This is a genomic window from Enterobacter sp. J49 (genome assembly GCF_002148625.1).
Taxonomy (GTDB): Bacteria; Pseudomonadota; Gammaproteobacteria; order Enterobacterales; family Enterobacteriaceae; genus Enterobacter; species Enterobacter ludwigii.
The window spans coordinates 481,966-504,191 of sequence record NZ_MWPY01000033.1 but is presented as its reverse complement, the minus strand read 5'-3'; the positions used below and the strand labels follow the sequence as shown (position 1 = coordinate 504,191).

The 22,226-nt window shown below is 49.2% G+C and carries 22 protein-coding genes and 4 pseudogenes; 9 read left to right on the top strand and 17 right to left on the bottom strand.

The genetic code is table 11. The features are described from left to right. The first annotated feature begins 27 nt into the window (after positions 1–27). Positions 28–1,017, top strand: a complete 990-nt coding sequence (locus BJP35_RS15400; RefSeq protein ID WP_014169916.1) for a 2-hydroxyacid dehydrogenase — start codon at positions 28–30, stop codon at positions 1,015–1,017. A 38-nt stretch (positions 1,018–1,055) separates the two neighbouring features. On the opposite strand, the gene BJP35_RS15395 is transcribed toward BJP35_RS15400, so the two are convergent. Beyond that, complete coding sequence (locus BJP35_RS15395; RefSeq protein ID WP_047744584.1) at positions 1,056–2,252, bottom strand: MFS transporter; 1,197 nt, start codon at positions 2,250–2,252, stop codon at positions 1,056–1,058. 219 nt (positions 2,253–2,471) lie between these two features. Here BJP35_RS15395 and BJP35_RS15390 point away from each other — a divergent pair, with 219 nt between their 5' ends. The 3 genes from BJP35_RS15390 (at position 2,472) to iraP (ending at position 4,508) form a co-directional block, all read left to right on the top strand. After that, positions 2,472–3,080, top strand: coding sequence for a TetR/AcrR family transcriptional regulator (locus tag BJP35_RS15390; protein ID WP_073971016.1), 609 nt, complete (start codon positions 2,472–2,474; stop codon positions 3,078–3,080). 51 nt (positions 3,081–3,131) lie between these two features. Then, positions 3,132–4,037 carry an alpha/beta fold hydrolase gene (locus BJP35_RS15385; protein WP_014169913.1) on the top strand — a complete coding sequence of 302 codons (906 nt, stop codon included), beginning with the start codon at positions 3,132–3,134 and terminating at the stop codon, positions 4,035–4,037. Positions 4,038–4,172: 135 nt separating this feature from the next. Next, positions 4,173–4,508: an anti-adapter protein IraP gene (iraP, locus tag BJP35_RS15380; protein WP_014169912.1), complete on the top strand. Its 336-nt coding sequence runs from the start codon at positions 4,173–4,175 to the stop codon at positions 4,506–4,508. An 88-nt stretch (positions 4,509–4,596) separates the two neighbouring features. On the opposite strand, the gene asd is transcribed toward iraP, so the two are convergent. From asd to BJP35_RS15365, 3 genes and pseudogenes are all read right to left on the bottom strand, one after another. After that, complete coding sequence (asd, locus tag BJP35_RS15375) at positions 4,597–5,715, bottom strand: aspartate-semialdehyde dehydrogenase (protein WP_047744582.1); 1,119 nt, start codon at positions 5,713–5,715, stop codon at positions 4,597–4,599. A gap of 234 nt (positions 5,716–5,949) precedes the next feature. After that, positions 5,950–6,143, bottom strand: a pseudogene (locus BJP35_RS15370) (M3 family metallopeptidase); the annotation flags it as partial. Between the two features lie 37 nt (positions 6,144–6,180). Next, a complete protein-coding gene (locus BJP35_RS15365; protein ID WP_020884254.1) occupies positions 6,181–6,633 on the bottom strand; it encodes a cyclophilin-like fold protein in 453 nt (150 codons plus the stop codon). Positions 6,634–6,858: 225 nt separating this feature from the next. Here BJP35_RS15365 and BJP35_RS24660 point away from each other — a divergent pair. Together BJP35_RS24660 and BJP35_RS15360 are read left to right on the top strand one after the other, a co-directional pair. Then, positions 6,859–6,984 (top strand): annotated as a pseudogene (locus BJP35_RS24660) (LysR family transcriptional regulator); the annotation flags it as partial. Positions 6,985–7,207: 223 nt separating this feature from the next. Further along, on the top strand, positions 7,208–7,954 hold the full coding sequence (locus tag BJP35_RS15360) for an SDR family oxidoreductase (RefSeq protein ID WP_047744581.1): 747 nt from the start codon (positions 7,208–7,210) through the stop codon (positions 7,952–7,954). A 174-nt stretch (positions 7,955–8,128) separates the two neighbouring features. Here BJP35_RS15360 and BJP35_RS15355 read toward each other — a convergent pair whose 3' ends face one another. Next, positions 8,129–9,052 (bottom strand): hypothetical protein, encoded by a 924-nt coding sequence (locus BJP35_RS15355; protein WP_131797440.1) that lies wholly within the window; start codon positions 9,050–9,052, stop codon positions 8,129–8,131. 296 nt (positions 9,053–9,348) lie between these two features. Here BJP35_RS15355 and BJP35_RS24655 point away from each other — a divergent pair, with 296 nt between their 5' ends. Together BJP35_RS24655 and BJP35_RS15345 are read left to right on the top strand one after the other, a co-directional pair. Next, positions 9,349–9,801 carry a glyoxalase gene (locus BJP35_RS24655; protein ID WP_240485688.1) on the top strand — a complete coding sequence of 151 codons (453 nt, stop codon included), beginning with the start codon at positions 9,349–9,351 and terminating at the stop codon, positions 9,799–9,801. Further along, positions 9,801–10,184: a hypothetical protein gene (locus BJP35_RS15345; protein WP_047744579.1), complete on the top strand. Its 384-nt coding sequence runs from the start codon at positions 9,801–9,803 to the stop codon at positions 10,182–10,184. The genes BJP35_RS24655 and BJP35_RS15345 overlap by 1 nt, the downstream gene beginning before the upstream one ends. A gap of 223 nt (positions 10,185–10,407) precedes the next feature. Here BJP35_RS15345 and BJP35_RS15340 read toward each other — a convergent pair whose 3' ends face one another. The 4 genes and pseudogenes from BJP35_RS15340 to BJP35_RS15325 form a co-directional block, all read right to left on the bottom strand. Beyond that, positions 10,408–10,785 carry a DUF4160 domain-containing protein gene (locus BJP35_RS15340; RefSeq protein ID WP_047744578.1) on the bottom strand — a complete coding sequence of 126 codons (378 nt, stop codon included), beginning with the start codon at positions 10,783–10,785 and terminating at the stop codon, positions 10,408–10,410. A gap of 155 nt (positions 10,786–10,940) precedes the next feature. Next, entirely contained in the window at positions 10,941–12,110 is a 1,170-nt protein-coding gene (locus BJP35_RS15335) for a hypothetical protein (protein WP_020884257.1), read from the bottom strand. Between the two features lie 192 nt (positions 12,111–12,302). Further along, positions 12,303–12,593, bottom strand: a pseudogene (locus BJP35_RS24460) (DUF4113 domain-containing protein); the annotation flags it as partial. Between the two features lie 85 nt (positions 12,594–12,678). Continuing rightward, the gene (locus BJP35_RS15325; protein WP_256971788.1) at positions 12,679–12,966 is read right to left on the bottom strand and encodes a M3 family metallopeptidase; all 288 of its coding nucleotides are present in this window, start codon (positions 12,964–12,966) and stop codon (positions 12,679–12,681) included. Positions 12,967–13,315: 349 nt separating this feature from the next. Between BJP35_RS15325 and BJP35_RS15320 the strand changes: the two genes are divergently transcribed. Next, positions 13,316–13,993 carry an SOS response-associated peptidase gene (locus tag BJP35_RS15320; protein WP_086463398.1) on the top strand — a complete coding sequence of 226 codons (678 nt, stop codon included), beginning with the start codon at positions 13,316–13,318 and terminating at the stop codon, positions 13,991–13,993. A gap of 26 nt (positions 13,994–14,019) precedes the next feature. On the opposite strand, the gene BJP35_RS15315 is transcribed toward BJP35_RS15320, so the two are convergent. The 8 genes and pseudogenes from BJP35_RS15315 to BJP35_RS15280 form a co-directional block, all read right to left on the bottom strand. Continuing rightward, positions 14,020–14,694, bottom strand: a complete 675-nt coding sequence (locus BJP35_RS15315) for a hypothetical protein (RefSeq protein WP_086463397.1) — start codon at positions 14,692–14,694, stop codon at positions 14,020–14,022. A gap of 84 nt (positions 14,695–14,778) precedes the next feature. Beyond that, positions 14,779–16,047: a Y-family DNA polymerase gene (locus BJP35_RS15310; protein ID WP_086463396.1), complete on the bottom strand. Its 1,269-nt coding sequence runs from the start codon at positions 16,045–16,047 to the stop codon at positions 14,779–14,781. Between the two features lie 2 nt (positions 16,048–16,049). Further along, positions 16,050–16,469, bottom strand: a complete 420-nt coding sequence (locus BJP35_RS15305) for a translesion error-prone DNA polymerase V autoproteolytic subunit (RefSeq protein ID WP_086463395.1) — start codon at positions 16,467–16,469, stop codon at positions 16,050–16,052. Positions 16,470–16,641: 172 nt separating this feature from the next. Further along, a pseudogene (locus BJP35_RS15300) lies at positions 16,642–16,797 on the bottom strand (helix-turn-helix domain-containing protein); the annotation flags it as partial. Then, positions 16,776–17,987, bottom strand: a complete 1,212-nt coding sequence (locus tag BJP35_RS15295) for a tail fiber domain-containing protein (protein ID WP_086463394.1) — start codon at positions 17,985–17,987, stop codon at positions 16,776–16,778. The gene BJP35_RS15295 and the pseudogene BJP35_RS15300, both read right to left, overlap by 22 nt. 64 nt (positions 17,988–18,051) lie before the next feature. Continuing rightward, a complete protein-coding gene (locus BJP35_RS15290) occupies positions 18,052–19,020 on the bottom strand; it encodes a DUF6453 family protein (protein WP_086463393.1) in 969 nt (322 codons plus the stop codon). Between the two features lie 3 nt (positions 19,021–19,023). Beyond that, entirely contained in the window at positions 19,024–21,822 is a 2,799-nt protein-coding gene (locus BJP35_RS15285) for a DUF1983 domain-containing protein (RefSeq protein WP_086463429.1), read from the bottom strand. After that, positions 21,822–22,220, bottom strand: a complete 399-nt coding sequence (locus BJP35_RS15280) for a hypothetical protein (RefSeq protein WP_086463392.1) — start codon at positions 22,218–22,220, stop codon at positions 21,822–21,824. The genes BJP35_RS15285 and BJP35_RS15280 overlap by 1 nt, the downstream gene beginning before the upstream one ends. Between the last annotated feature and the right edge of the window lie 6 nt (positions 22,221–22,226).

The following is a 22,226-nucleotide window of genomic DNA, read 5'->3' as shown; positions in this document are numbered from 1 at the left end:
GAATGCAAAATCACTGGAGAAAGTCTTATGAAACTCGCGGTATATAGCACAAAGCAGTACGACAAAAAGTATCTGCAACATGTTAACGAGGCTTACGGGTTTGAGCTTGAATTTTTCGACTTTCTGCTGTCCGAAAAAACCGCCAAAACGGCGCACGGCTGTGAAGGCGTTTGCATTTTTGTGAATGATGATGGCAGCCGTCCGGTGCTGGAAGAGTTGAAAAAACAGGGCGTGAAATATATCGCCCTGCGCTGCGCTGGCTTCAACAACGTGGATCTTGATGCCGCAAAAGAGCTGGGGCTGAAGGTGGTCCGCGTCCCGGCATATTCTCCGGAAGCGGTCGCAGAACATGCCATCGGTATGATGATGTCGCTGAACCGTCGTATTCACCGTGCTTATCAGCGTACCCGTGACGCCAACTTCTCTCTGGAAGGACTGACCGGCTTTACCATGTACGGTAAAACCGCGGGCGTAATCGGTACCGGTAAGATTGGCGTCGCCGCCCTGCGCATTCTGAAAGGGTTTGGTATGCGTCTGCTGGCGTTTGATCCTTACCCAAGCGCTGCCGCGCTGGATCTGGGCGTGGAATATGTCGACCTGCCGACGCTGTTTTCACAGTCTGACGTTATCTCCCTGCACTGTCCGCTGACGCCGGAAAACTACCACCTGCTCAACCAGGCGGCGTTTGACCAGATGAAAGATGGCGTGATGATCATCAACACCAGCCGCGGCGGGTTGATTGATTCCCAGGCCGCTATTGAAGCGCTGAAGACCCAGAAGATTGGCGCGCTGGGGATGGACGTGTATGAGAATGAGCGCGATCTGTTCTTTGAAGACAAATCTAATGACGTGATCCAGGACGACGTATTCCGCCGTCTGTCTGCCTGCCATAACGTCCTGTTCACCGGACACCAGGCGTTTCTGACTGCCGAAGCGCTGATCAGCATTTCAGAAACCACGCTGGGGAACTTGCAGCAGCTGGAAAAGGGTGAAGAGTGCCCTAACGCTATCGTGTAAACCCGTGTGCCGGGTGCGGCTCTGCCCTGCCCGGCCAGCTACGCCCGGTCTGGTTTCCAGCACCGGTGAGCAAAGCGCCACCAGAGCAGGACAGCCAGCAGCGCAATGGCGCTGAGCACGCTAAAGGCCGTCGCAAAAGAGTAATGACCGGCAATCGTGCCGGTTAACGCCGGGCTCATTGCTGCCCCGACACCCTGCATCAGCATGACCACGCTCTGCCCGGCATTCACGTGCCCACTCCCGCGCAACAGCACCACGATAAACGACGGCACGACAACGCCCAGGATCCCCGCGGCCAGACCATCAAGAATTTGTACCGGGATCATCATCAACGGGGCGTCTGTGGAGGCTGCCAGCGCCGCCCGAACGGGCATGATCAGCAGGGCCAGCATGATGAAACGCCAGTAACCGTAGCGCTCAATTCGGCCTGCCACCCCAATGGCGACGGGGATCATCACCGCCTGAGAAATGATGACGGTGGCCGCCGCAAATAATCCGGGATTGATGGTTGCCGGTGCCGCAGCAACCCTCATGCTCAGCATCGGCAGCAGTGCGGCATTGGCCAGATGGAACAGCAGCAGCGTCAGCCCGGTTATCAACAGCGCCCGGTTTTTAATCAGCACCGCGACGCCGGGGACCGGTTGACGGGCTGAAGAGGTCAACCCTCGCGCCGCATCGTTGTCGATGTCTGTATGACGAATGGCAAGCAGCGCGCACAACGTCAGAAGCGTCGTACAGGTCATCAGCAGGAAAATGCCCCCGACGCCCCAGAACCAGGCAATGCCGCCCGCAATCACCGCCGTCAGGAAATTGCCGGCGTGGTTGAACGCCTCGTTCTTCCCCATCTGCGCGCTAAACCCGTTCGGGCCCGTCAGACCCAGCGTAATACCCGCAATCAGTGGCCCCACAAACGCCGCGCAGATACCGGTGATAATTTGCGAGACGGCGACGACGCCGCTCTGCTGACTAAACCAGAGCAGCAGCGTACTCAGCGTAATGGCGATACAAAGCAGTGCCAGAACCGAACGCTTATTGCGGGAGGTATCCGTAATAAATCCCGCCGGCAGCGTTGCCAGTAATCCCGCCAGCCCCCCGGCGGTCATCAGGATGCCGATATCATCCGGGGTCCAGTGACGTTCCGTCAGGAAGATGCCGAGAAAGGGCCCGAGGCCATCGCGAACATCAGCAATGAAAAAACTTGTCAGGCACAACGCCCGCAGTGAACGAAGAGACATACTTCCTGCCTTTTGCATATTGGCTGGCTCTGTTAGCGACGGCCTGTACGTTCGACGCCCTGTTAAAATCACGATGCAGTATACCGGAGCGTGTTGAAGCTAAAATGACCACTCCACTCTTCTGCCGCGGCAAACTCTTTTTATAGAACTTCACGCTTTCCAGATACGCCCATTTATGGGAGTATTTAGGAATCGATTGTTTCCTAAATGATGAGCACAATGCCTGAGAAGCTACAGAACGCACGCGAGCGCGGACGTCCGCGGCAGTTTGATCTTGATGCGGCCCTGGATCTGGCGATGCCGGTATTCAGAGAAAAGGGTTACCACAGCGCGTCGATTAGTGACCTGAGCGACGCGATGCAGCTCACTGCGGGCAGTATTTATAAAGCCTTTCACGATAAACGTGGCCTGTTCCTGCAGGTATTCGCACGTTATACCTCCCTGCGCAATCAATCGTTGCGCGAGCGTCTGGCGCGACATCCTGATGGCCGGGCCAAAATAGCCGAGCTGCTGAACTTTTATCTTGAATCGGCCAGCGCTGTCGAAGGGCGCCGCGGCTGCCTGGTGGTCGGCAGCACCCTTGAACTCAGTCAGTTTGACGGCGAAATTGCCGGGCTGGTGCAGAGCGCGCTTGCGCGAAATCAGCACGCGATCCTCCAGCTGATCGAACAGGGTATGCAGGACGGTTCAGTTAATTCGCGACACGACGCGCAGGCATTGAGCGGCGTTCTGCTGTGCCTGGTCCTGGGCATGCGTGTGGCGGGCAAAGCCGGAGAATTACCGGCACGCGAACGGCTGGTAGAGACGGTGATGGCGCTACTCGCCTAAAAAATTTACCCATAAAGGAAATGATCATTTCCTAAATAGCTGGAGGTAGTCATGTCTGAGAATTCAATCCCCCTTCCGTGGTCGCAGCCTGTCGCGGGCTTGCCCGGTTTTGCGCACTATTACTCAACGGTCGATGGGGTTCGTCTGCACTATGTCAGAGGCGGACAGACGCAAGGTGAAACAATCGTGCTGCTTGCAGGCTTCCCGCAAAGCGGGTTTGCCTGGCATAAGGTGATGGCTCTTTTAGCCGATCGTTACGATATCATCGCACTCGACCTCCCGGGCCAGGGCGACTCCGATAAGCCACAGTCTGGCTACGATACCCTCACGCTGGCCAGTTCGGTTTTTGGGCTGGTGCAGGCACTTGGGATCACAAGACATTACCTGGCCGCCCACGATGTAGGTGCATGGGTTGCCTGGCCGTATGCCCTGCGTTATGAACAGCAGGTAATCAAGCTGGCTCTGCTTGATGCCGGTATCCCGGGTATTACTTTGCCGGACGCCCTGCCCGCGACGCCAGAAAAAGCCTGGAAAACCTGGCACTTCGCGTTTCATCTTCTCCCCGACCTGCCGGAAGCCTTAATTAGCGGGCGTGAAGAGATTTACCTCGAATGGTTCCTGCGGCGAAAAACCGCCAGTCCGATGGCCTTTAGCGATGCGGATATCGCCCGGTATGTCCGCCTGATGCAGCAAAACGGGGCGCTGCGTGCCGGGCTGGCCCCTTACAGAGAAGCGGCGGTCTCCGCTGTTCAGAACCGAACGCTGGCTGAAACGCAAAAACTTCGGGTGCCGCTGCTGGCCGTCAGTGCCGATCAGGGTTCGATTGCCGATATGGCTGCCCCGCTTCGCCAGTTTGCAGAGACGGTGAGTGGCATTACGCTTGCTCATTGCGGTCATTTCATTCCGGATGAACAACCTCAGGCCCTGAGTGAGGCCCTGGCAGACTTCTTCCGTTAACAGGAAGCGCACGGTGTTGATCACTGCTGGCACCGTGCCCTGCTTCATCAACAAAGACAATTGCTGTCGCCATAAAATAAACCTCGCTCAAAATTTATTAAGGAGTTAATCTCGCAAAGAAAATAAGGGGGCATTATGAAAAACTTGATACTCAGTGTTATCGCAAAAATTTCCAAAATGGACGCTGAAGCTAAAGAGCTGGCGGCCAAAGTAGAAGCACAGTCTTTGTTGATAGGCGCGTTGTTACTGACCATTGGTAAAAATGGCGGTATGAACGAAATGCTCGAGAATGTCAGAAAAGCGATCAACGCGGCGCTTGAAGCAGCAGATACGCCGCTCAAATCCGACGCTGAAATGTTACTGAACGAATTCAATAACCTGATTTTATTAACCCAGCTACTCGAAACTAATGACTCAGAGATAAGTATCGAATCATTAAAGGAAGCCCCAGGCGAAACGGCCTCAGATTGAAACCCATTCCTAGAGGCTGGAGTTCAGTCTCCAGCTTCTCGTTAAACCCACGCCTTACGCGCAGCGCGCCATGACCGTGTGAGCGTGATTAGACTTTACCAAGCAGAATATTCAACATCCGTCGCAAGGGTTCCGCAGCGCCCCACAACAGCTGATCGCCGACCGTCAAAACCGAGTATATAGGGTCATTGTTAAGCGACATTTTCTTGTAACGGCCAATACCCACCTGCAGCGAACCGCTAATGTTAGCGGGAGTCAATTTACTGACACTGTCATCCTTATTATTGGGCACATAGTTAACCCATGGATGGGAATGCGTCACAAGCTCTGCAAATTCTTCTTCGCTGACTTCACGCTTGAGCTTCAGGGTTATTGCAGCACTATGGCAACGGATCACACCGACCCGAATACACAAGCCATTTACTGCAATCGTACCCGGAGAGAGACCAAGAATTTTGTTCGTTTCTGCCTCACCCTTCCATTCTTCTCTGCTATTACCATCCCCTAAATCGCTGTCAATCCATGGAATAATACTGCCCATTAAAGGCGCGCCGAAATTCTGGATGGGCATGTTAGCACTGGTAATTAATTCACTCACTTTATTGACTAAAGGAAGCACTGAACCTGAGGATTCCAGCTCATCAGAAGATAAATGTTTACTGATATAAGCGCTTTGAGCAATTAATTCCCGGACATATTTAGCACCCGCTCCGGATGCAGACTGATAGGTCATCACACTCATCCATTCTATCAGGTCAGCTTTAATTAACCCTGACAGTCCCATAAGACTCAGCGTAATGGAACAGTTGCCCCCAACAAAAAGTTTAATTCCCTCTTTGATGGCACGATCGATATTTGTGCGGTTGACTGGGTCGAGAATAATGCAGGCTTTTTCATCCATCCGGAGCGCTGAGGCCGCATCAATCCAGTAACCTTGCCAGCCATGGCTAATCAACGCCGGATAAATTGCTTTGGTATAATCCCCGCCCTGACAGGTTATGATGATATCCATTTCGGCCAGAGCGCTAATAGAATTAGCATCTTTGAGTGTGTGGTTGACGCCACCAATGACGGGACCAGCGGCACCTGCACTGGAAGTACTGTAAAAATGCGCGGAAATATTGTCGAAGTCGTTCTCTTCGACCATTCTTTGTAACAAAACAGAGCCCACCATTCCTCGCCAACCAACAATACCAACCTGCTTCATTTGCTTAACCTTAATGACGTTATGAGAATGTTAATTTTTCAAAACATGTTATATCTCATCCCACATTAATGGTCATTACGAATTACATCATATTCGGCAATTATTAAAATGTTTCATACGGCATCAGAAATTTTTATACCTTTTACACGGCATAAATAATTAAAGTTGTGGGTAAGACATAATCAAACAAAAACCGGGCATCACGCCCGGTTTGGTTTCTGACCTGAATAAGCGCTACGCACTCAATCCACGATTCTCCAGCATCGGTTCAATCTCGGATCGTGCCCACGCCACTGGCGGTAAAGTTCAGCTCAATCACTACTGCTCCCGCGCGACAAAATCGCCTTGCGGAATGTCTGCCCGTTCTCGCGGGTTAAGCCGCCCTGCTCAACAAACCACTGATAGCCATCGTCTGCCAGCATTTGCGTCTAAAGGTAATCCAGATTCAGTGTTTGATAATACAGGTCAACCTTTTTTATCTGCTGTAAACGTTGCTATTACTTCTTTTTCATCTGCTAGTTTACCAAGATTTTCTGGCGCTATTATTCTACCAACGGGTGTGTATCCGTAGTTTGTCTGAAAGGTCTCATAAAAAAGTACCAGGGTACGATGGCCATATAACATGAGATCGCCCTGATTAATGGTTCCAGGTTTGACCTGGCGGGTCGGTAAGGGACGGGGCAGATCAGCAAATTTCTCGTTCCCGTTAAGTTCCTCCATCGTTAGAGTCAGGGGAAGCTGTTCAATAAATGCCTTTGCGGCTGGATTATTCTTAAGTTCAACGTAAAAAGTTTGCTGATTGATAGTCATTTTAATGGTCACGGCTTCTTCCTTGTCTGGTTGCAAAGAATTACTGGCACGAACCGGGAATAAAAAGCTCGTGATGATAACAAATAACAGGAATAATATTTTTTTCATCCAGATTCTCTCCCGCAAATGTGCTGCACCTTTCAGGTGCAGCATCAATGATTATTTTAGATAAGGTTTTAAAAAGAAGTCAATTTATCAAATGGATTCAGATCCGTATGCTTATCTCCTGACTCCTCTTTTACTGGAAATTCTACACGAAAGAAGTATGCTGACTAGCTAATGAATGCTTAATGGGCTTATAAGCTATAGTTATGTTTTGTGAGTATTTCACCGATGAAACGTAATCTGAATGACCTCCTTTATTTCATTACCGTCACCCACGAAGGGAGTCTAACCCGTGCGGAGGCTAAACCAGGGGGGGCGCAACCGGCTCTCAACCAGGCAATATCGACGCGGGAATAACGGCTGCAGATCCTACTGCTCACACGAACTACCCGTAACGTATCTCCAATTAATGAGCTGTACTCATAATCAATATAAATTTATACGCATTATCGAATTAATGCTCTGCTGCTAAGATTATCCCTGTTCAGGAATGTGTCACTGAAGTCTGAAGAGATTGAACCTGATCTCAGTCTGATAGTGGTGACAACAGCCCATCTCCTATTCAGGAAGAGTAAAAATGACAGATAACATCATAGGCAAAGTAATTGTAATCACGGGCGCATCAAGCGGTATGGGTGAAGCGGCTGCACGTTATCTTGCTGAAAAAGGAGCAAAGGTTGTGATGGCTGCGCGGAGAATAGACCGCATAGAGGCCATTGCGAGTGAGCTCCAAAAGCAGAATAAAGAAGCCATCGCCGTCGCAACCGATGTGACGAAACTTGATGACGTAAACAACCTCATTGAGACTGCGGTCAACACATTCGGTCGTGTAGATGTTCTTATCAATAATGCCGGCCTGATGCCACTTTCCCGCCTTGAACAGGGAAATGTCGATGAATGGAATCAGATGATTGATGTCAATCTGCGCGGGGTTCTACACGGGATTGCTGCGGTGTTGCCTTATATGAAATCACAAAAAACAGGTCATATCATTAACACCGCATCTGTTGCTGCACACCTTGTCTTCCAGAGTTCTGCTGTCTATTCGGCGACAAAATTTGCTGTTCGTGCATTAACCGATGGTTTGCGCCAGGAAATGGCGGCACATAACATTCGCGTCACGTTAGTCTCCCCCGGTGCTGTTAAAACAGAACTTTTGGAGCATATAACGGATAAAGATGTTAAGGCTGCAAACCAGGATTACGTTGAAAATGTTGGCGTGCCAGCAGAAACCTTTGCACGCATGGTAGCCTTCGCAATTAATGAACCAGAAGATGTTGGTGTAAGTGAAATTATTTTCAGACCAACGGCTCAGGAATTGTAATTATTTTAGTGGCGGCAACTGGAGAAAAACTATCAGGATTTAGGCTTTCAGATTCGGCATACCCATATGCCTTTTCCTAAGCCTAAAAACACGATTTTTCCTGCACCTAACAGCGAGAAATGTCCGCTTCTGGCACGAAGCGGACATTAAGATCAACCGCTGATGCGATCAGCTTTATTTTTCGCGAAAGAAAAAATGCACTTTCCCTTGCTGTAATACAACGGCAGGTAAACCCTTATCTTCTTTGGGTGAGAGGTAGATAATTACCCACGCTGGAAGATGGCGACTAACTTGTTGCATGAAGGCATAATTCATACGCTGATTTTTTGCATCCGATTGTCCGGCGCTGTTTATAAATACCGGGCTGAGGTGACTTCCATTTAACCCATCGTGCCTTACGAGATAACTTTTCCCGGTCGCATTCGCACCTATGAAGTCAGGAGTGCGAACAATTTTTTCTGCGTCGTGGAAGCTGGTGTAAAAGCCGCAGGTCGGACTATTCTGGCTTGCAGGATCATAATATCCATTTTTTGGAAGCTCACATCCCGCATCTTTATCTGCAAATTTAACGACCAGATAGCGGGATTCATTGGTCTGAAACACGTATTTTCCTAACCAGTTATTATATCCCTCTCCCTTACGGACATCGCCATGTTTGCGTTTAGATTCTTTTAAGGTCGCTAGCACAGAAGATTCAATTTTATCTGAGAGCACCAGTGATGCCGCCCCGGGGGTAGTGGCCAGTTCAGTAGGGATCCACGCCAGAATTCCATCGGTTTGCCACTCTTCCACGCCCATACCCGTTGGCCGATACTGTAGTAACGAGGTTAAAGGCAATGACGCTTCATTTAATTTATCATTTTCCACTATCGGAAAAGTAAAATCGTAATCCGTGCGGCTGAACATTTCGCTTTGAGAGTGGCTGACCAGGGCATCGCTAAAAGGATCCATACCCGATGCATTGCTGATATTCCAGGCGATGCTATGTTCAGCGTGGTATGTGTACGACTTTGCAGAATTGTCGCGAACGCCTGAGCAGGCCGTCAGTAGCAAAGTTGTAAACACAATTGAAAGTGATCTCGATAACAAACTATTCATTCATACTTCCCGTTGTTTAATCATAAGAAACTAATATCGGCAACACCGGCCAATAGCTTAATTTTTATGGGTATCTAAAAAAGGGAGGTTGGCTGGAAACCTTTCAAAAAGAATAAACTGGAACGACAGCCGCTCGGGGAGCGGACGAACTCACTGAGCGGAAGTTCTGCTGAGAGCGAGAAGCGATCGTGATTGTTGCCGCTGAAAGGTGACTAAGATGCCAAAATTGGGCGTGGTGATTCAGTGAGTTGTAGGATAAATTCAGGGTTCAATTTCAGATAATTAAGGAAGCAGGTATGTCGCAGCATTTACCGGGAATTGACGTTTTGTTTGTCGCTGGGTTTGGGCCCATCTCGCAGAATGCTGAAGTCAGTTCCGGGTTTTATGTACAGGTACTCGGTCTGCCGCTTAAGCCAATGGAGGGTAACGGCGATTATCTGCTATCGGAAAACAGGCTGAAGGGTGTTAAGCATTTTGCCGTCTGGCCGTTATCACAGGCCGCCACTTCATGTTTTGGCTCTGAGGAGTGGCCAGCCGAACACCCAATCCCGCAGGGATGGATTGAATATGAGGTTCAGGATCTATTTAGGGCAAACGGCAAACGGATTCGCATGCAATTTGCCACCAAAGGTGAAGCATTTTCACATGAACGCTGTTTAATAAATAGCACATTCGACCTGCAGTCTAATACCCGACTTACACGGGGTTTGTACTTTATGAAACGCAATCTTAATTCAGGAGTAAGATAGTGGACACTTTGTCTATTAAAGGGATTTTTGAAGTTTTCGTTAACAATTGGATTCCTGGTATCTTCACCTTCTTTTTAGGTATCTGTTACTCAAATATCGTTGAAAAAAAGAAACTTAAACAGAAGCTAAAGAATGATATTCTTGAGATCTTCATACCGGTCTTCAATGCAGGGAACGAGATCTCATTCGAAATCGCGGAGAATGCTTGCAGGAAGATGAAAGGTACCTTTCAGGCATACAAGAGAATATATCCAGGTATCTTCAACAAAGAGATAGAGAGTAAGCTTGAAGACCTACTTAAAGATGGTTTCCTCATAAATGGTGAAGTTAATCCGCATTACTTTGAACCAGCCAATATTGAGAACCTGATTAAAAAATTGTAGTTTCGTTCATACCCCACTCTTGCGGGGTATTTGCATCATGTGACAATAGCGGCTATTTTATTTGCTTTCCGTTGATCCACGCAATCTACTATTAGCTGCTGCCGCTTTTGGCACGAGGCGGAGTGGGCTTAAGGTCAGCCGTGAGCGAGGAGAGGACACTCATGATTCTTACTTATATATATTTTCCTACATCGAATTTTTTAGGGGGGAATTATTTAGTTAGTCACGCTCCGCCAGTCAATTCTGCGATTAGTGGTTCATAAGGTGCGCCAGCTTGTAGTGCATTCCAAATTTCTAAAATTTTATCACGATTTCTCCCCAACCAACTAGAAACATCGCTATCATATTTCTTAGGTAAATCTCCCTCTATGCGATCTCCTGATTGTATGGCATAACTGGCAGCATGCGCTTGTTTTCCATAGTCAATATGAATATGGGGAAGTTGATGTCCTTTTTCTTGATATATTTTTATCTTCATGTTCTGTCTCTTCACCAAGAGAATTTCCATGAATCCGCCGCCACTAGAGCGCCTTTTCTCAGTCAGTAGATCCTTCTGAGCAAAGAGTCCTTGTAATTCGTAAAATTCTTCATCTAAATTCATATATCACCCATTAAATTTCAGTTGGTACTTATTAAACATAACTCTTTATTGCTAGGCTTTTCCTAGTCCACTTTTAGTACAGAGCGGACTGTCAGATTGAGTCCGGCCCTACGCCACACCTATGTCGGGTCAAATCTGAGCTAATATAAATAAAGTTACCGTCTGACGGCCGCAGAAAGAACCTCATCCTGTGCTAGTAAAGTAATAACATCTCCGGCGAGATCCGGTCTTATACCTGGGGTTTTGTAAGTCGCATACACAGCAACCGATAATGGGCTCCAATTATACTTCGCAGCAATACGTTTTACCTCCTCGATAACCTTAAACGTATCGTTTTCCAAAGCCAGTCCTAAACGAGCAGTATCCAGATAAACGCGCTGAACTCCGGAGATATACGCGAGCTTTTTAAGTTCTGTGGTAATAATGCGCTGCGCTTCAACACCGATAGAAGAGCCTCCCTCAACGACCCCTGTCAATCCAACAAGCTTACCACCATCACTGCGGGAATTGTCATCTTTGTCTCTGGGGAGCGGTACTAAGGCGTTCAACTCTACATCCTGCTGGAGTAACTCCAGCAGTTCGGGCAAAAGCTCAGTTTTGATGACACCTTTTAAAGCGGCTGCTCTTTTAGCCAGGCTTACAGGGGACTGCCCCAACCGAGCTGACATTGAAATAAGGCAACTAGCGATTATGAAAATATCGCTTTCACCGATCAGAGGAGCACACTCGGTCCGGAAGGATTGATCGTCACGAAGGAGAGGATTTGCTTTTTCAGGCTTCCTAATTTTTAATTTTGGCTGCTTCTTGCTATAACCACGCAAGGCATCCTGTGCGCTTCGGTTTAGAATGCTGATACTTTTAACCAGACCCTCATTACCCTTGAGGTTGGCAATCATTTGCTGCATATTTTCGAGCCTGCCAAGCATCTCGGGAACAGCTTTACCTGCAGCGATCTTCTCGCTGATATCATTAAGATTTCTCAGAACACCAGTAACAAGCTGTGAGGGCGCAGGAACCGAGGCATTCAGTTGGTGGCTTTTTTTGATTTCTTTTTCCATCAACTGGATCGCATGCTTCCAGTCTGTTTGTACACCAGCTTTAAGGGTTCCAAGATTAAGAATAGCGGTTCGAAGACTTTCGCATTTATCTAACGGAATAGGTTCACCATTCTGTTTACCTGTTTTCAGCCAGTGAACTAAGGATACGAAGTCAGCTTTAGCTGTCGCAACAAGTCCATTGATAACACGCTGCCTCACTTCAGGGGTAAAGTGATTTGTTCTCGGCGCTGGCAGGCGGTCATTTTTGTGCGCTATTGGTCTCTTCATAATGGATATCTCAAGTTGGCTCCATCAACGATAAATCCCGTCTGGGTTCCAGGCAGCAATCAATCCCTCTTACATATCATGTTTTAAGGTAGTGATACCCGCTGCACCATCAAAGTATTGTTATATTTTGATCGCTCAGATGGTTGTTCAACTTCCGTTCCTGGCACATAACGGCCCTGGAGATTGGGAAAATCACCGGACCCTTAGCAGATCTGAATATCTGGTCGTATATCTCGGCGACAGCATTTCATGTTTCATCTGCCAATACTGCTATATGCCCTGCCCTGCAAAGTAAAGCGTGCCTTTCCCGTCTTTCGCATTCAGGTGATCGAGCACCTCAATCAACTTTTCGCTGCCAGCATACGGCGCGTTCTCATCGAAAAGGTTGAGCGGGGTCCCCCCCTGGCTGAAGAAGTCACCCAACATTATTCCGGCGTTCTGGTAACGATGGCCATCCTTCCAGATTTTATCCAGGCACTTTATGCGGCGTTAATGATTTTGGGGAAGAAAAATCGGTCAAAAAAAACCGGGCATCGCGCCCGGTTCTGTTCCCATACTAAAAAAGCCCTTAAGCACTCAATCCACGATTCTCCAGCATCGGTTCAATCCTCGGATCGTGCCCACGCCACTGGCGGTAAAGTTCAGCTAAATCACTACTATTCCCGCGCGACAAAATGGCATCGCGGAATCTCTGTCCATTTTCGCGAGTCAAACCACCCTGCTCGACAAACCACTGATAGCCATCGTCCGCCAGCATCTGCGTCCACAGGTAGGCATAATATCCCGCCGCGTAGCCGCCGCCGAAGATATGGGCGAAGCATACTATCCAAATATCGTTTTTCTTCTTTTTAAACAATAAGTTAACTTGTTATCAAGTCATTGATTTGCACCATTTTCACTCCTAATAGAACCTTATGCTATTCAGTAGGTTGCGTATCGTTTTGGGGAAGAATCTCTCTCAAAAATGCCCCTTCACCCACTCTAAACATTCGCACTTCGCTCAATTAATGAACGATAACCGCTTCGGAACGTAAATAGCCTAACACTTTAACTTTGCGTAGCTCCTTCCAGTTTCGAAACGCCCCGCTTTACCGCCTCGCTGATTTCCATCAACATGCCTATGTTTCAAAATCATAGACTTTCGGTGCGCACCTCTTTTTCTCCCTACCCTATACTTTCAGTCTGACATCTGGCTGGAGATTTCTATGTGTGGACGTTTTGCACAAGCTCAAACCCGTGAAGAATATCTGGCATACCTGGCCGATGAAGCCGATCGCGACATCGCATACGACCCTGCACCTATTGGTCGGTACAACGTCTCGCCAGGTACCAAAGTTCTGCTGCTGAGCGAGCGCGACGAGCAGTTGCATCTTGATCCGGTCCTGTGGTCATACGCGCCCGGGTGGTGGGATAAGCAGCCACTGATAAACGCACGCGTTGAGACGGCGGCCACCAGCAGAATGTTTAAATCTTTGTGGCAGCATGGCCGAGCTATCTGTTTTGCTGATGGCTGGTTCGAATGGAAGAAAGAAGGCGACAAGAAACAGCCCTACTTTATTCACCGTGCCGATGGCCAGCCAATATTCATGGCAGCGATTGGCAGCACGCCATTCGAGCGCGGCGATGAAGCTGAGGGTTTTCTCATCGTGACGTCTGCAGCTGATAAAGGTCTGGTCGACATTCACGACCGCCGACCGCTGGTTCTGTCACCTGAAGCGGCGCGCGAGTGGATGCGCCAGGATATCGGCGGGAAAGAAGCTGAAGAGATAGCGACCGACGGTGCCGTACCGGCCGACAAGTTTATCTGGCACGCCGTGTCGCGCGCCGTGGGGAATGTTAAGAATCAAACACCAGAACTTATAAACCCAATTTTAAAATCATAAGAAAAAGATTTTACTGATAAAAATAATCAACGACCCTTTGCATCTCCAAACATCTCATAATCATGACTAGTTGAAGGAGACCATCCTTTTTTCAAACTATATGTCTCGGTACCATCTAAATTATAAATTTTAAATAACCACCCTTCGTACATACCATTTTCAACAAGCTTAACAGCATCCCAGGAATCTATAAAATAATTATAGAAAACAATCACCACATCTACCTGACCTTTCAAAGGTTCATTAAGATGCAATGTGGTTTTCCCCCTTGAATAATAATCACTATATGTTTGCCCGGTGCTAATTCCATTTGCACTACGATAGTTATTGGCGAATGCTACAACATCAGCAATCATAGTTAGCTTCTTAGTAGGCTCAATCGTTTTTACTTGAGATTTAAAATAGTTTTTTGTTTCTTCGTCAAATTTACCAGATTTATCTGCAAGTATATCACCAACAGTGTAACTATGTGTTTTTGCATATTCATCAATTTTCGAAGAATAGACTTTCAACTTCTCGATATAAGCTGCCTTGTCTTGGCTCTCATTATATTTCAAGATACTATAACCTACTCCACATAAAACCAATATTGCTATAATCAAGCTTGCAAAAATCTTCGCAACTCTTTTCCCTGGCTTAAGGAGCTTTACAATCACGATGACAAGTAATAATGCTACTAAAAATAATACTATGTTTAACATTTTGGCTATTTCCTTATTGAACTTTTATATCTTACCAGTACAACGTAGCTCATGTCATATAGCCCTTATGAAATATCGTGCGAATCACTTTACCCGCAGCAGATCCGAGATCCTTGTTGTATAACGCGGAGACAGCATTTCACGCTTCATCTGCCACTGCTGCTGAATGCCCTGCCCGGCAAAGTAGAGCGTTCCTTTTCCGTCTTTCGCGTTCAGGTGATCAAGCACCTCCATCAACCTTTCACTTCCGGCCCGCGGAGCGTTCTCGTCGAACAGGTTAAGTTGAGCCACACCCTGGCTGAAGAAGTCACCCAGCATTATTCCGGCTTTCTGGTACCGATGCCCATTCTGCCAGATTTTGTCCAGGCACTTTACCGCGGCGTTGATAATGTCGCGACTATCCTGCGTTGGCGTGAGCAACTTCATTGAGGCGCTATTACCGTAATATGGTTCGTTAAGCGCAAAGGGAGAAGTCTTCACGAACGCTGAGATAAAGCGGCAATACTGGTGCTCACCGCGTAGCTTTTCAGCTCCGCGGGCGGCATAAGAGCAAATAGCCTGGCGCATCTGCTCATAGTCGGTAACGCGTTCGCCGAATGACCGGCTACAGACGATTTCCTGTTTTGCTGGGGCAAACTCTTCCAGATCAAGACAGGGTTCGCCGCGCAGCTCCCGGACAGTGCGCTCGAGTACCACGTTAAAGTGCTTCCGGATTATCCACGTACTCTGCTCTGAAAGGTCTAAGGCCGTTTTAATACCCATCGCGTTTAGCTTTTTACTGATTCGGCGACCAACACCCCAGACGTCCTCTACAGGTACCACAGAAAGCAACCTGCGCTGGCGATCAACATTTGAGAGGTCAACTACCCCACCCGTCTGCCGCTGCCATTTCTTTGCGGCGTGGTTGGCCAGCTTTGCGAGTGTTTTTGTCTGCGCGATGCCAACCCCGACAGTCAGATGCGTACGCTTCAGAACCGTAGCGCGGATCTCTTTACCGAAATCCGTCAAATCCCGGCAGTTGCGAACACCTGTCAGGTCGCAAAATGCTTCGTCGATGCTGTAAATTTCGACACGAGGGCTCATTTCCTCAAGTGTCGTCATTACCCGGTTCGACATATCAGCATACAGCTCATAGTTGCTGCTGAAGCAAACAACGCCAGCGCGCCGGAAAAGCTCCTTTTGCTTGAAGAAAGGCTCACCCATGGTAATTCCGGCGGCTTTGGCCTCGGCGCTGCGCGCAATCACGCAGCCATCATTATTCGAGAGAACGACAACCGGGCGCCCCCTCAAATCAGGCCGAAACACCGTCTCGCATGATGCGTAGAACGAATTCACATCACAGAGCGCGAACATGTTCAGCTCGCCGATTTAACGATGAAAGTCACGACGCCAAAAACGTCCAGCGTGTCTTCACTGCCGACGATAATCGGCGAATAAGCGCTGTTCATCGGATTAAGCTGAACGGTCGGGCGGAGCTGCAGACGTTTGACTGTGAACTCCCCTTCTACTGCAGCGATGACAATGTCACCGTGCTCAGCAGTCCTGGAGCTGTCCACCACCAGCAGATCGCCGTCGTTGATCCCGGCTTCGATCATAGAATCCCCTGCGGCTTTGACGAAATACGTCGAGCTGGGATGTGCAACTAAAAGCTCATTGAGATCAATGCGCTGCTCAACATAGTCAGCTGCTGGGCTTGGGAAGCCACACTGAACTAAGTCGCTGAAAAGTGGGATAGAGATAATTTCTCTCAGTTCTGTAGGACTGAAGAATTCCATTACACGCACCTCGAATACTGTTTTTATATACAGTAGTTTCATTCGGGTTTGCGCGCAAGACACGGCAGTTCCAACGCCTGTGCAAAGCTTCACCGTTTGGTTTGTAAGTTTCTATCTCGCTTCACATTATGTTTTTTGTAAATTTTCCCAGCATGACCGCGTATGCTCACAATTAAATCGACTTTGGCTTAGATGCAGGAAATTTTTTATAAAAAGTGCAAACGGTTTCATCAGAAATAATCGTCACCTGCTTCCTATCCACTCCGTTTGCGATCAACCTGCCAGCTTGAGCCCATTGCTCTGTGGTTAACTTTGGGCGTCGCCCACCTTGATTTCAAGCTCTTCTATCCGACGCTGCTGGTACTGAATTGCCATCGTTAATTTTGCAATCAACGCAGCATATTCAAGACTGTATGCAGAACTGATATCAGATTCGATGTCTGCACCTTCAGGTAACCCCTCTCCTGCAACACACTGTGGAGAAACACTATGTAAATCATTGGCAATGAAACCAAGGTGGGTATTCTGATCGTTGATGACCCCTCGCGGTCTGAATTCAAATGAGGCTGGCTGCCAGCGCATCACTTCATTAAATGCCTCATGGATATCATTTTCATCACAATATTTGATGTTTTCTTTCAGTTCTCGATCCGAAGAAGAAAAAGAAATAGCCCCTAAATCAGACGTATCTACATAGGCCCTTAGCTGGCCTGAGACCCAGTTAAAGTTCCAGTAATTTCCTCCGTTAGCGCCTGTTAAACCGGCTCTTGCACGATATCCTCCGTTTCCCCCAAATCTGGCATTTCCATTCGATTTTATTGTCAATTCACCCGCCGCATCTTCAGAAATTCTGGTGGTATAGTCAGCAGTGGTGTTGTTGTAATGAAAATCGATAAATGGGGTGGATGAAGATAATTCTATTGAACCCGGATAAATTTCAGTTTTGTTTTCAGTTGTTGGTGATTTTAAAGCAACAGAACCAGTAACAACCCCTCCAGTCATGCCATCAAGAGTATTTAACCCAAGGTTTGTGCGAGCGCCTTCTGCCGTTGCTGCCCCAGTCCCGCCCTGGTTAACTGGTACTGCCCCGTTTACCTTGTCAGCCTTGCCATTCAGTGCCTGGGTGAAGCTGTTCCAGGCAGGGCCGGTAAAGCTGCTGCCGTCTGGCAGGGTCACCGTGACGTTTCCTGTACCGCTGAAAATGCTTTGCCAGTTCTGTTTGTCATAGTTCAGACCACGCAGGGCTTCTGCGCTTTGTGCCACCAGCGCAGCGGTGACCATGTTCATTGCCACGCGTGGTACGGCATACCATGCTGCTCCAGCCTGAGTGGGTCCGATATAGTTGCTGACCAGCGTCAGGGAGGTATTACTGTTCAGGGTTTTGATGGCGAGCGTGTATGGAATACCGCCGACGGTCACAACAATAAAATCGCCTGCGCCCAGTTCTGTGGTAAAGGTGGTACCACTGCCGGTGACTGCTGCTGAGTTATTTGTCAGAGACAAAGTACCTGCGGACATAGATGCTCCTTGAGGCAATAAAAATCCCCGCCGTAGCGAGGTTGGTTTTAAGATTGAAAGGGGGTCAAACGTACATGTCGGGGATTACGGGGAGAGAGATAGGGGTTACCCCGGCGTTCGCGAGCTGCCTGTCAGACCAGCCGACATACAGCCCCCTCCCTGCCCTCAGTGTGCCGTTCTGCATAACCAGCCCGTAATGGTAGTGATAAATCCGACCTCCTCCGAAGCTGGGCACCCTGAGACCAAAGCGGCCAACAGGAACGTAGCCGCCTCCGGGAACAGTCTGCGCTGTGGTTGAAGGTAAAAAATTAATGCCGAGATAAACGAAAGGCCTTCTCGCCGTTGAGAACGTGCACTCGCCTGCTGCGTTAAAGATATTGTGTCCCGGGTTCGCAGGCACGGGCGTGACTCCCCCTGCGAAAATGACGACATCCACGGTACCGGTCATTGGTTGATCTTCCGTGTTTGAGCCATCATTCAGAAACAGAAGTCGGTTGCCGTCATAGTCGAGTGTGTAAGGACTGTCCCACTTACAGCAGACCAGGTATTTGCTGCGATCAAACCCGGCTATAGTGGGAGTCACCCAGCCTGACGTACCGACGGTCACCCTGGCTTTATAAATGCAGTACCCGACCCTCGACGCTGTTGTAATCGCTGTAAAGTCAGTGCTGTTCTGGACAAGTAGGCCAACGTTCGAATTCTGGCTGACCGGCAGTATCTGCCATAGTGTGCCGGAAAACGCTACGCGTTGCGGATTGGGAAAGCCGGGGTTAGAGTTCCCGCTCCAGTTTTGCGTGACGTTCGCACCGGATATGCTCACGCTGTCCAGTTTGAATATCCCCTCATCGCTGATTACCGTCTGGGTTGGAATGAAAATGACATTCGAACCAGAAACGTAACCTTCGACCGTCGCGGTATTTACTTTCCCGATACCTCCTGAAATCGCACCGCCATAAGAGGGGCAGCGCAATCCGGCGGTAATCTCCATTCTTTTACCGCCATCGTTGAGATCGATTAAAAGTCCTGAGGGCATAAATCACCATGAACCAAGGACGATGCGACCACCGCCAGGAATATTGACGGTAATACCGTTGTCATTAATAACGACCGTGTTATTGGTCCCGTTGAAGGCAAAGTTACCGCTGTCGGCATAAAGCTTTCCGTGGAATTCACAATCGCCGTTTTTGTCGATGTTCCAGCCACGCACACCGGCGGCAAAATTTGTCGATCGGATGTAACTGCCGATCTTCGCGTTCGTGATACTGCCATCCTGGATCATCGCGTCACGGATAAAGACCTGACCGTTATAAACAAAGAAGGCGGCCTGATAGTTACCGGGATCGCTTCCCGAATAGATGCCGAACTGATCGGCGGCGACAACCATCGTCGATTTATAGCTGCTGCCTGATGGTTCAATGGACATACCGAGTCCAGTGTTGTACTTAACGCCGTTACGGATAATACCTAGGTTGAGCGTATAGGACGCCTTCGCAGAACCGTTGCTTGTCACCTCCGCGTTCATCTTCTGATTTACCGCTGCTGTCAGATCGCCAACCTGCGACTGCACATACGTATCAAGTGATGCGATTGCCTGCGTGTTATTGCTGATGGCCGTCTGCTGCTGAAGTATTTGAGAATTAACACCATCAAACTGAGACTTAACGCTGGTCGTCAGCTGCGCAAGCGCCTGGTCAACTGTGGCGATTGTTGTTCTGACTGTCAGGATTTCAGCGTTAACTTCACCCAGTTGCTGGAACTGGCGATCCACAGTGCCTTTGTTTGCCAGCGCGTTCTGCAGAATGCCTTCAAGGTTGGTATCAACGCCCTTCTCGACGTTTTTCATGGCATCGGAATTTCTGACAGCTTCGTCAATGACATCTATCAGATCTGATGTATCTGTCTGGCACAGCGCGGCCACTTCGACAAACGCAGACGTACCGAAAGCGTTTATTGTGCGAACATACCAGTAATAGGTGTGACCGTTCTTCAGACCGTGGCTGCTCCAGGTGGTACCGACACCGGCGCGCGTGGCCCCACCTTCAACCGTTGGCGTACTGGTACTCGGCAGCCTGATCTCTCCTGACGTCCAGAAGTCAAACTGGGTTGATACGTTCGTCACTGCAGCGAGGCGCGGGTAGAGCGTAATGGCAAAATAGCTCTGTTCAATATCAACTCTGGACGGCGGAGGCGGTGCCTGAATGCTGAATTCAAGATATGCCTCCGGCGACTCCGCGCCCATCTGATTTACCGCGGTGACATGAGCCGTGTAGGTAGCCTGGGCAAGTCCTGTCAGGCGGGTGAATGAACCCGGTACCTGAGCAGATAACACCATCTGGCCAGCCTTACGGATCACCACCTTGTTATAAACAAACTGACCAATGTTCTGCCAGGACAGCACGCCCTGCACCACCTGCCCAATTTCCTCGACGGTGTATTTCAGGTTCTGCGGCTGCGCCACACCTCCCGGTGGCAGTTGCGTAAACGGTGGGCGCTCAATAGGTTTTCCAATCGCATCCCCCCAGACATCAGCAGTCTCCTGCTTCAGAGTGATCTGCACGCCGTTCTGTACGCCGAATTTCCAGTCAGTAACGCGCATTTCGACATTAATGATACCGAGCGACGGAAAGTTTACCTTCACGTACATACCTGGACGGTAGCGGTAGCCACTCAGGTTCAGCGTGAGATTCATCGTGCGCGAAATTCGGGTGCGCTTCAGCTTAATATCCGCCAGGCGCTGGGCCTGAAACTCACTGGTCACAAACCGAAGTTTCATATCCTGCGATATTTCAACGCCATCTTCTGCAACCCACTCACTGACAGAAACAGCCGGAAAATCAGCCTCAGCATAGGTCTGTTTCGGGTCGATAAACGTTCCGTTAATGGTGTTAACGCGCTCAGACTGGGACACTTCCGGCATGATTTCGATGTCACCAGCCAGCTGGCTTTCAGTGATCACTTCCGTCGCCGGACCGTAATACGCGCCAACCAGAATTCCGTGCTTACCAGCGATGTATGTTGGCTCAGCGGCACCCGCCGCCAGCATCGCTTCAAGAATGCTGGCCTTGTTTTCACTGAGATCAAATTCCCCGTTGAGGGTGTAACGTTTTTCAGACGTACCGTCGCCGTTCGTTACCGTTTCGTCGCAGATATTGGCGGCTTCCTGAAACTGATCCCAGTTCAGATCAGCGTCAGGAACTTTCAAATAATTGCGGTAGTAATCCAGTACGCAAAGTGCCAGGTTATTGCTGTATTCCGTGCGGCCGGTGCGCGGGTCATAGACCTTGCGCCCTGTCTTCTCCACTTTGATATTCGGAATGCCGGACGGAAATTTTTCAGCGTTGAACTTCAGGGACACACGAAGCCACGAAATTCCCTTGCCAATCATGTCAGTTTTCCATGATGGGCAGTTTTTCAGCATAAAGGGATCGGCGGTCTGACGGTCGTTATGCACTTCCCAGGTCGCGTTATCAGGGTATGAGCCAATATCATCATCACCGAGGTAAATGGTCCCTACGCCGGAAAGCGGATGTCCAGCCAGAGTGATGGCAAGGTGAAGCCATTCCCCATCGGTCTGGTTACCTGGCTGTTCTTCCGAAAAAAACAGCGTACCGGCTGATACCGTTCTTCCGTAAATCACCGTTTTGGGGCTGGCAGCGGCGCGCAGCACCTGCTTCCTCTCTGATGTATCACGATAGGCACCGAGTGAAGGCTTTTTTGTCAGCATTTGTGTTGCAACCTGCGCTGCGATGGTGATTGCCATCGCGATGGCATAAGCACCATTAGCTGCAACTGCGCCAGCGGCAACGGTAGCGATAATCGGAATTGCAGCAGGCATCAGCGAAACCTCCATGTACTCAGTGGTTTAATCCTGAGGCAGACTAAGCCTGCTTCCCCCGGCACCCACACAGCGCCGCCATAAATCACCCCGGCACAGCGGGTACCGCTGTTTTCAACAACAGCAATATCCCCGCGCTGGGCCATCTTCACAGGTACCTCGTCGAGGTACTTCGCCAGCACGTTCTCAAGAGAGCCGCCACCACGCAGCAGCGCCTTTTTCGCGCCCGTTTCGCTGTCATACGTACCGCGCCAGCCGTTGGCAAAATTATCGCCGGTCATCGCTTCGGCACAGTCAGCTGCAAACAGGCAGCAGTCATGTTCGCCCCATAAAAAAGGCCGCTTTTCAGCGGCCCTTATTACGGCGATTAATCTGTTATGCCAGTCTGGATGCTTCATGCTTCC

Coding starts and splice junctions, on each gene's coding strand:
- BJP35_RS15400 (WP_014169916.1), top strand. CDS start 28: ATGAAACTCGCGGTATATAGCACAAAGCAGTACGACAAAAAGTATCTG.
- BJP35_RS15395 (WP_047744584.1), bottom strand. CDS start 2,252: ATGTCTCTTCGTTCACTGCGGGCGTTGTGCCTGACAAGTTTTTTCATT.
- BJP35_RS15390 (WP_073971016.1), top strand. CDS start 2,472: ATGCCTGAGAAGCTACAGAACGCACGCGAGCGCGGACGTCCGCGGCAG.
- BJP35_RS15385 (WP_014169913.1), top strand. CDS start 3,132: ATGTCTGAGAATTCAATCCCCCTTCCGTGGTCGCAGCCTGTCGCGGGC.
- iraP (WP_014169912.1), top strand. CDS start 4,173: ATGAAAAACTTGATACTCAGTGTTATCGCAAAAATTTCCAAAATGGAC.
- asd (WP_047744582.1), bottom strand. CDS start 5,715: ATGAAGCAGGTTGGTATTGTTGGTTGGCGAGGAATGGTGGGCTCTGTT.
- BJP35_RS15365 (WP_020884254.1), bottom strand. CDS start 6,633: ATGAAAAAAATATTATTCCTGTTATTTGTTATCATCACGAGCTTTTTA.
- BJP35_RS15360 (WP_047744581.1), top strand. CDS start 7,208: ATGACAGATAACATCATAGGCAAAGTAATTGTAATCACGGGCGCATCA.
- BJP35_RS15355 (WP_131797440.1), bottom strand. CDS start 9,052: ATGAATAGTTTGTTATCGAGATCACTTTCAATTGTGTTTACAACTTTG.
- BJP35_RS24655 (WP_240485688.1), top strand. CDS start 9,349: ATGTCGCAGCATTTACCGGGAATTGACGTTTTGTTTGTCGCTGGGTTT.
- BJP35_RS15340 (WP_047744578.1), bottom strand. CDS start 10,785: ATGAATTTAGATGAAGAATTTTACGAATTACAAGGACTCTTTGCTCAG.
- BJP35_RS15335 (WP_020884257.1), bottom strand. CDS start 12,110: ATGAAGAGACCAATAGCGCACAAAAATGACCGCCTGCCAGCGCCGAGA.
- BJP35_RS15320 (WP_086463398.1), top strand. CDS start 13,316: ATGTGTGGACGTTTTGCACAAGCTCAAACCCGTGAAGAATATCTGGCA.
- BJP35_RS15315 (WP_086463397.1), bottom strand. CDS start 14,694: ATGTTAAACATAGTATTATTTTTAGTAGCATTATTACTTGTCATCGTG.
- BJP35_RS15310 (WP_086463396.1), bottom strand. CDS start 16,047: ATGTTCGCGCTCTGTGATGTGAATTCGTTCTACGCATCATGCGAGACG.
- BJP35_RS15305 (WP_086463395.1), bottom strand. CDS start 16,469: ATGGAATTCTTCAGTCCTACAGAACTGAGAGAAATTATCTCTATCCCA.
- BJP35_RS15295 (WP_086463394.1), bottom strand. CDS start 17,987: ATGTCCGCAGGTACTTTGTCTCTGACAAATAACTCAGCAGCAGTCACC.
- BJP35_RS15290 (WP_086463393.1), bottom strand. CDS start 19,020: ATGCCCTCAGGACTTTTAATCGATCTCAACGATGGCGGTAAAAGAATG.
- BJP35_RS15285 (WP_086463429.1), bottom strand. CDS start 21,822: ATGCCTGCTGCAATTCCGATTATCGCTACCGTTGCCGCTGGCGCAGTT.
- BJP35_RS15280 (WP_086463392.1), bottom strand. CDS start 22,220: ATGAAGCATCCAGACTGGCATAACAGATTAATCGCCGTAATAAGGGCC.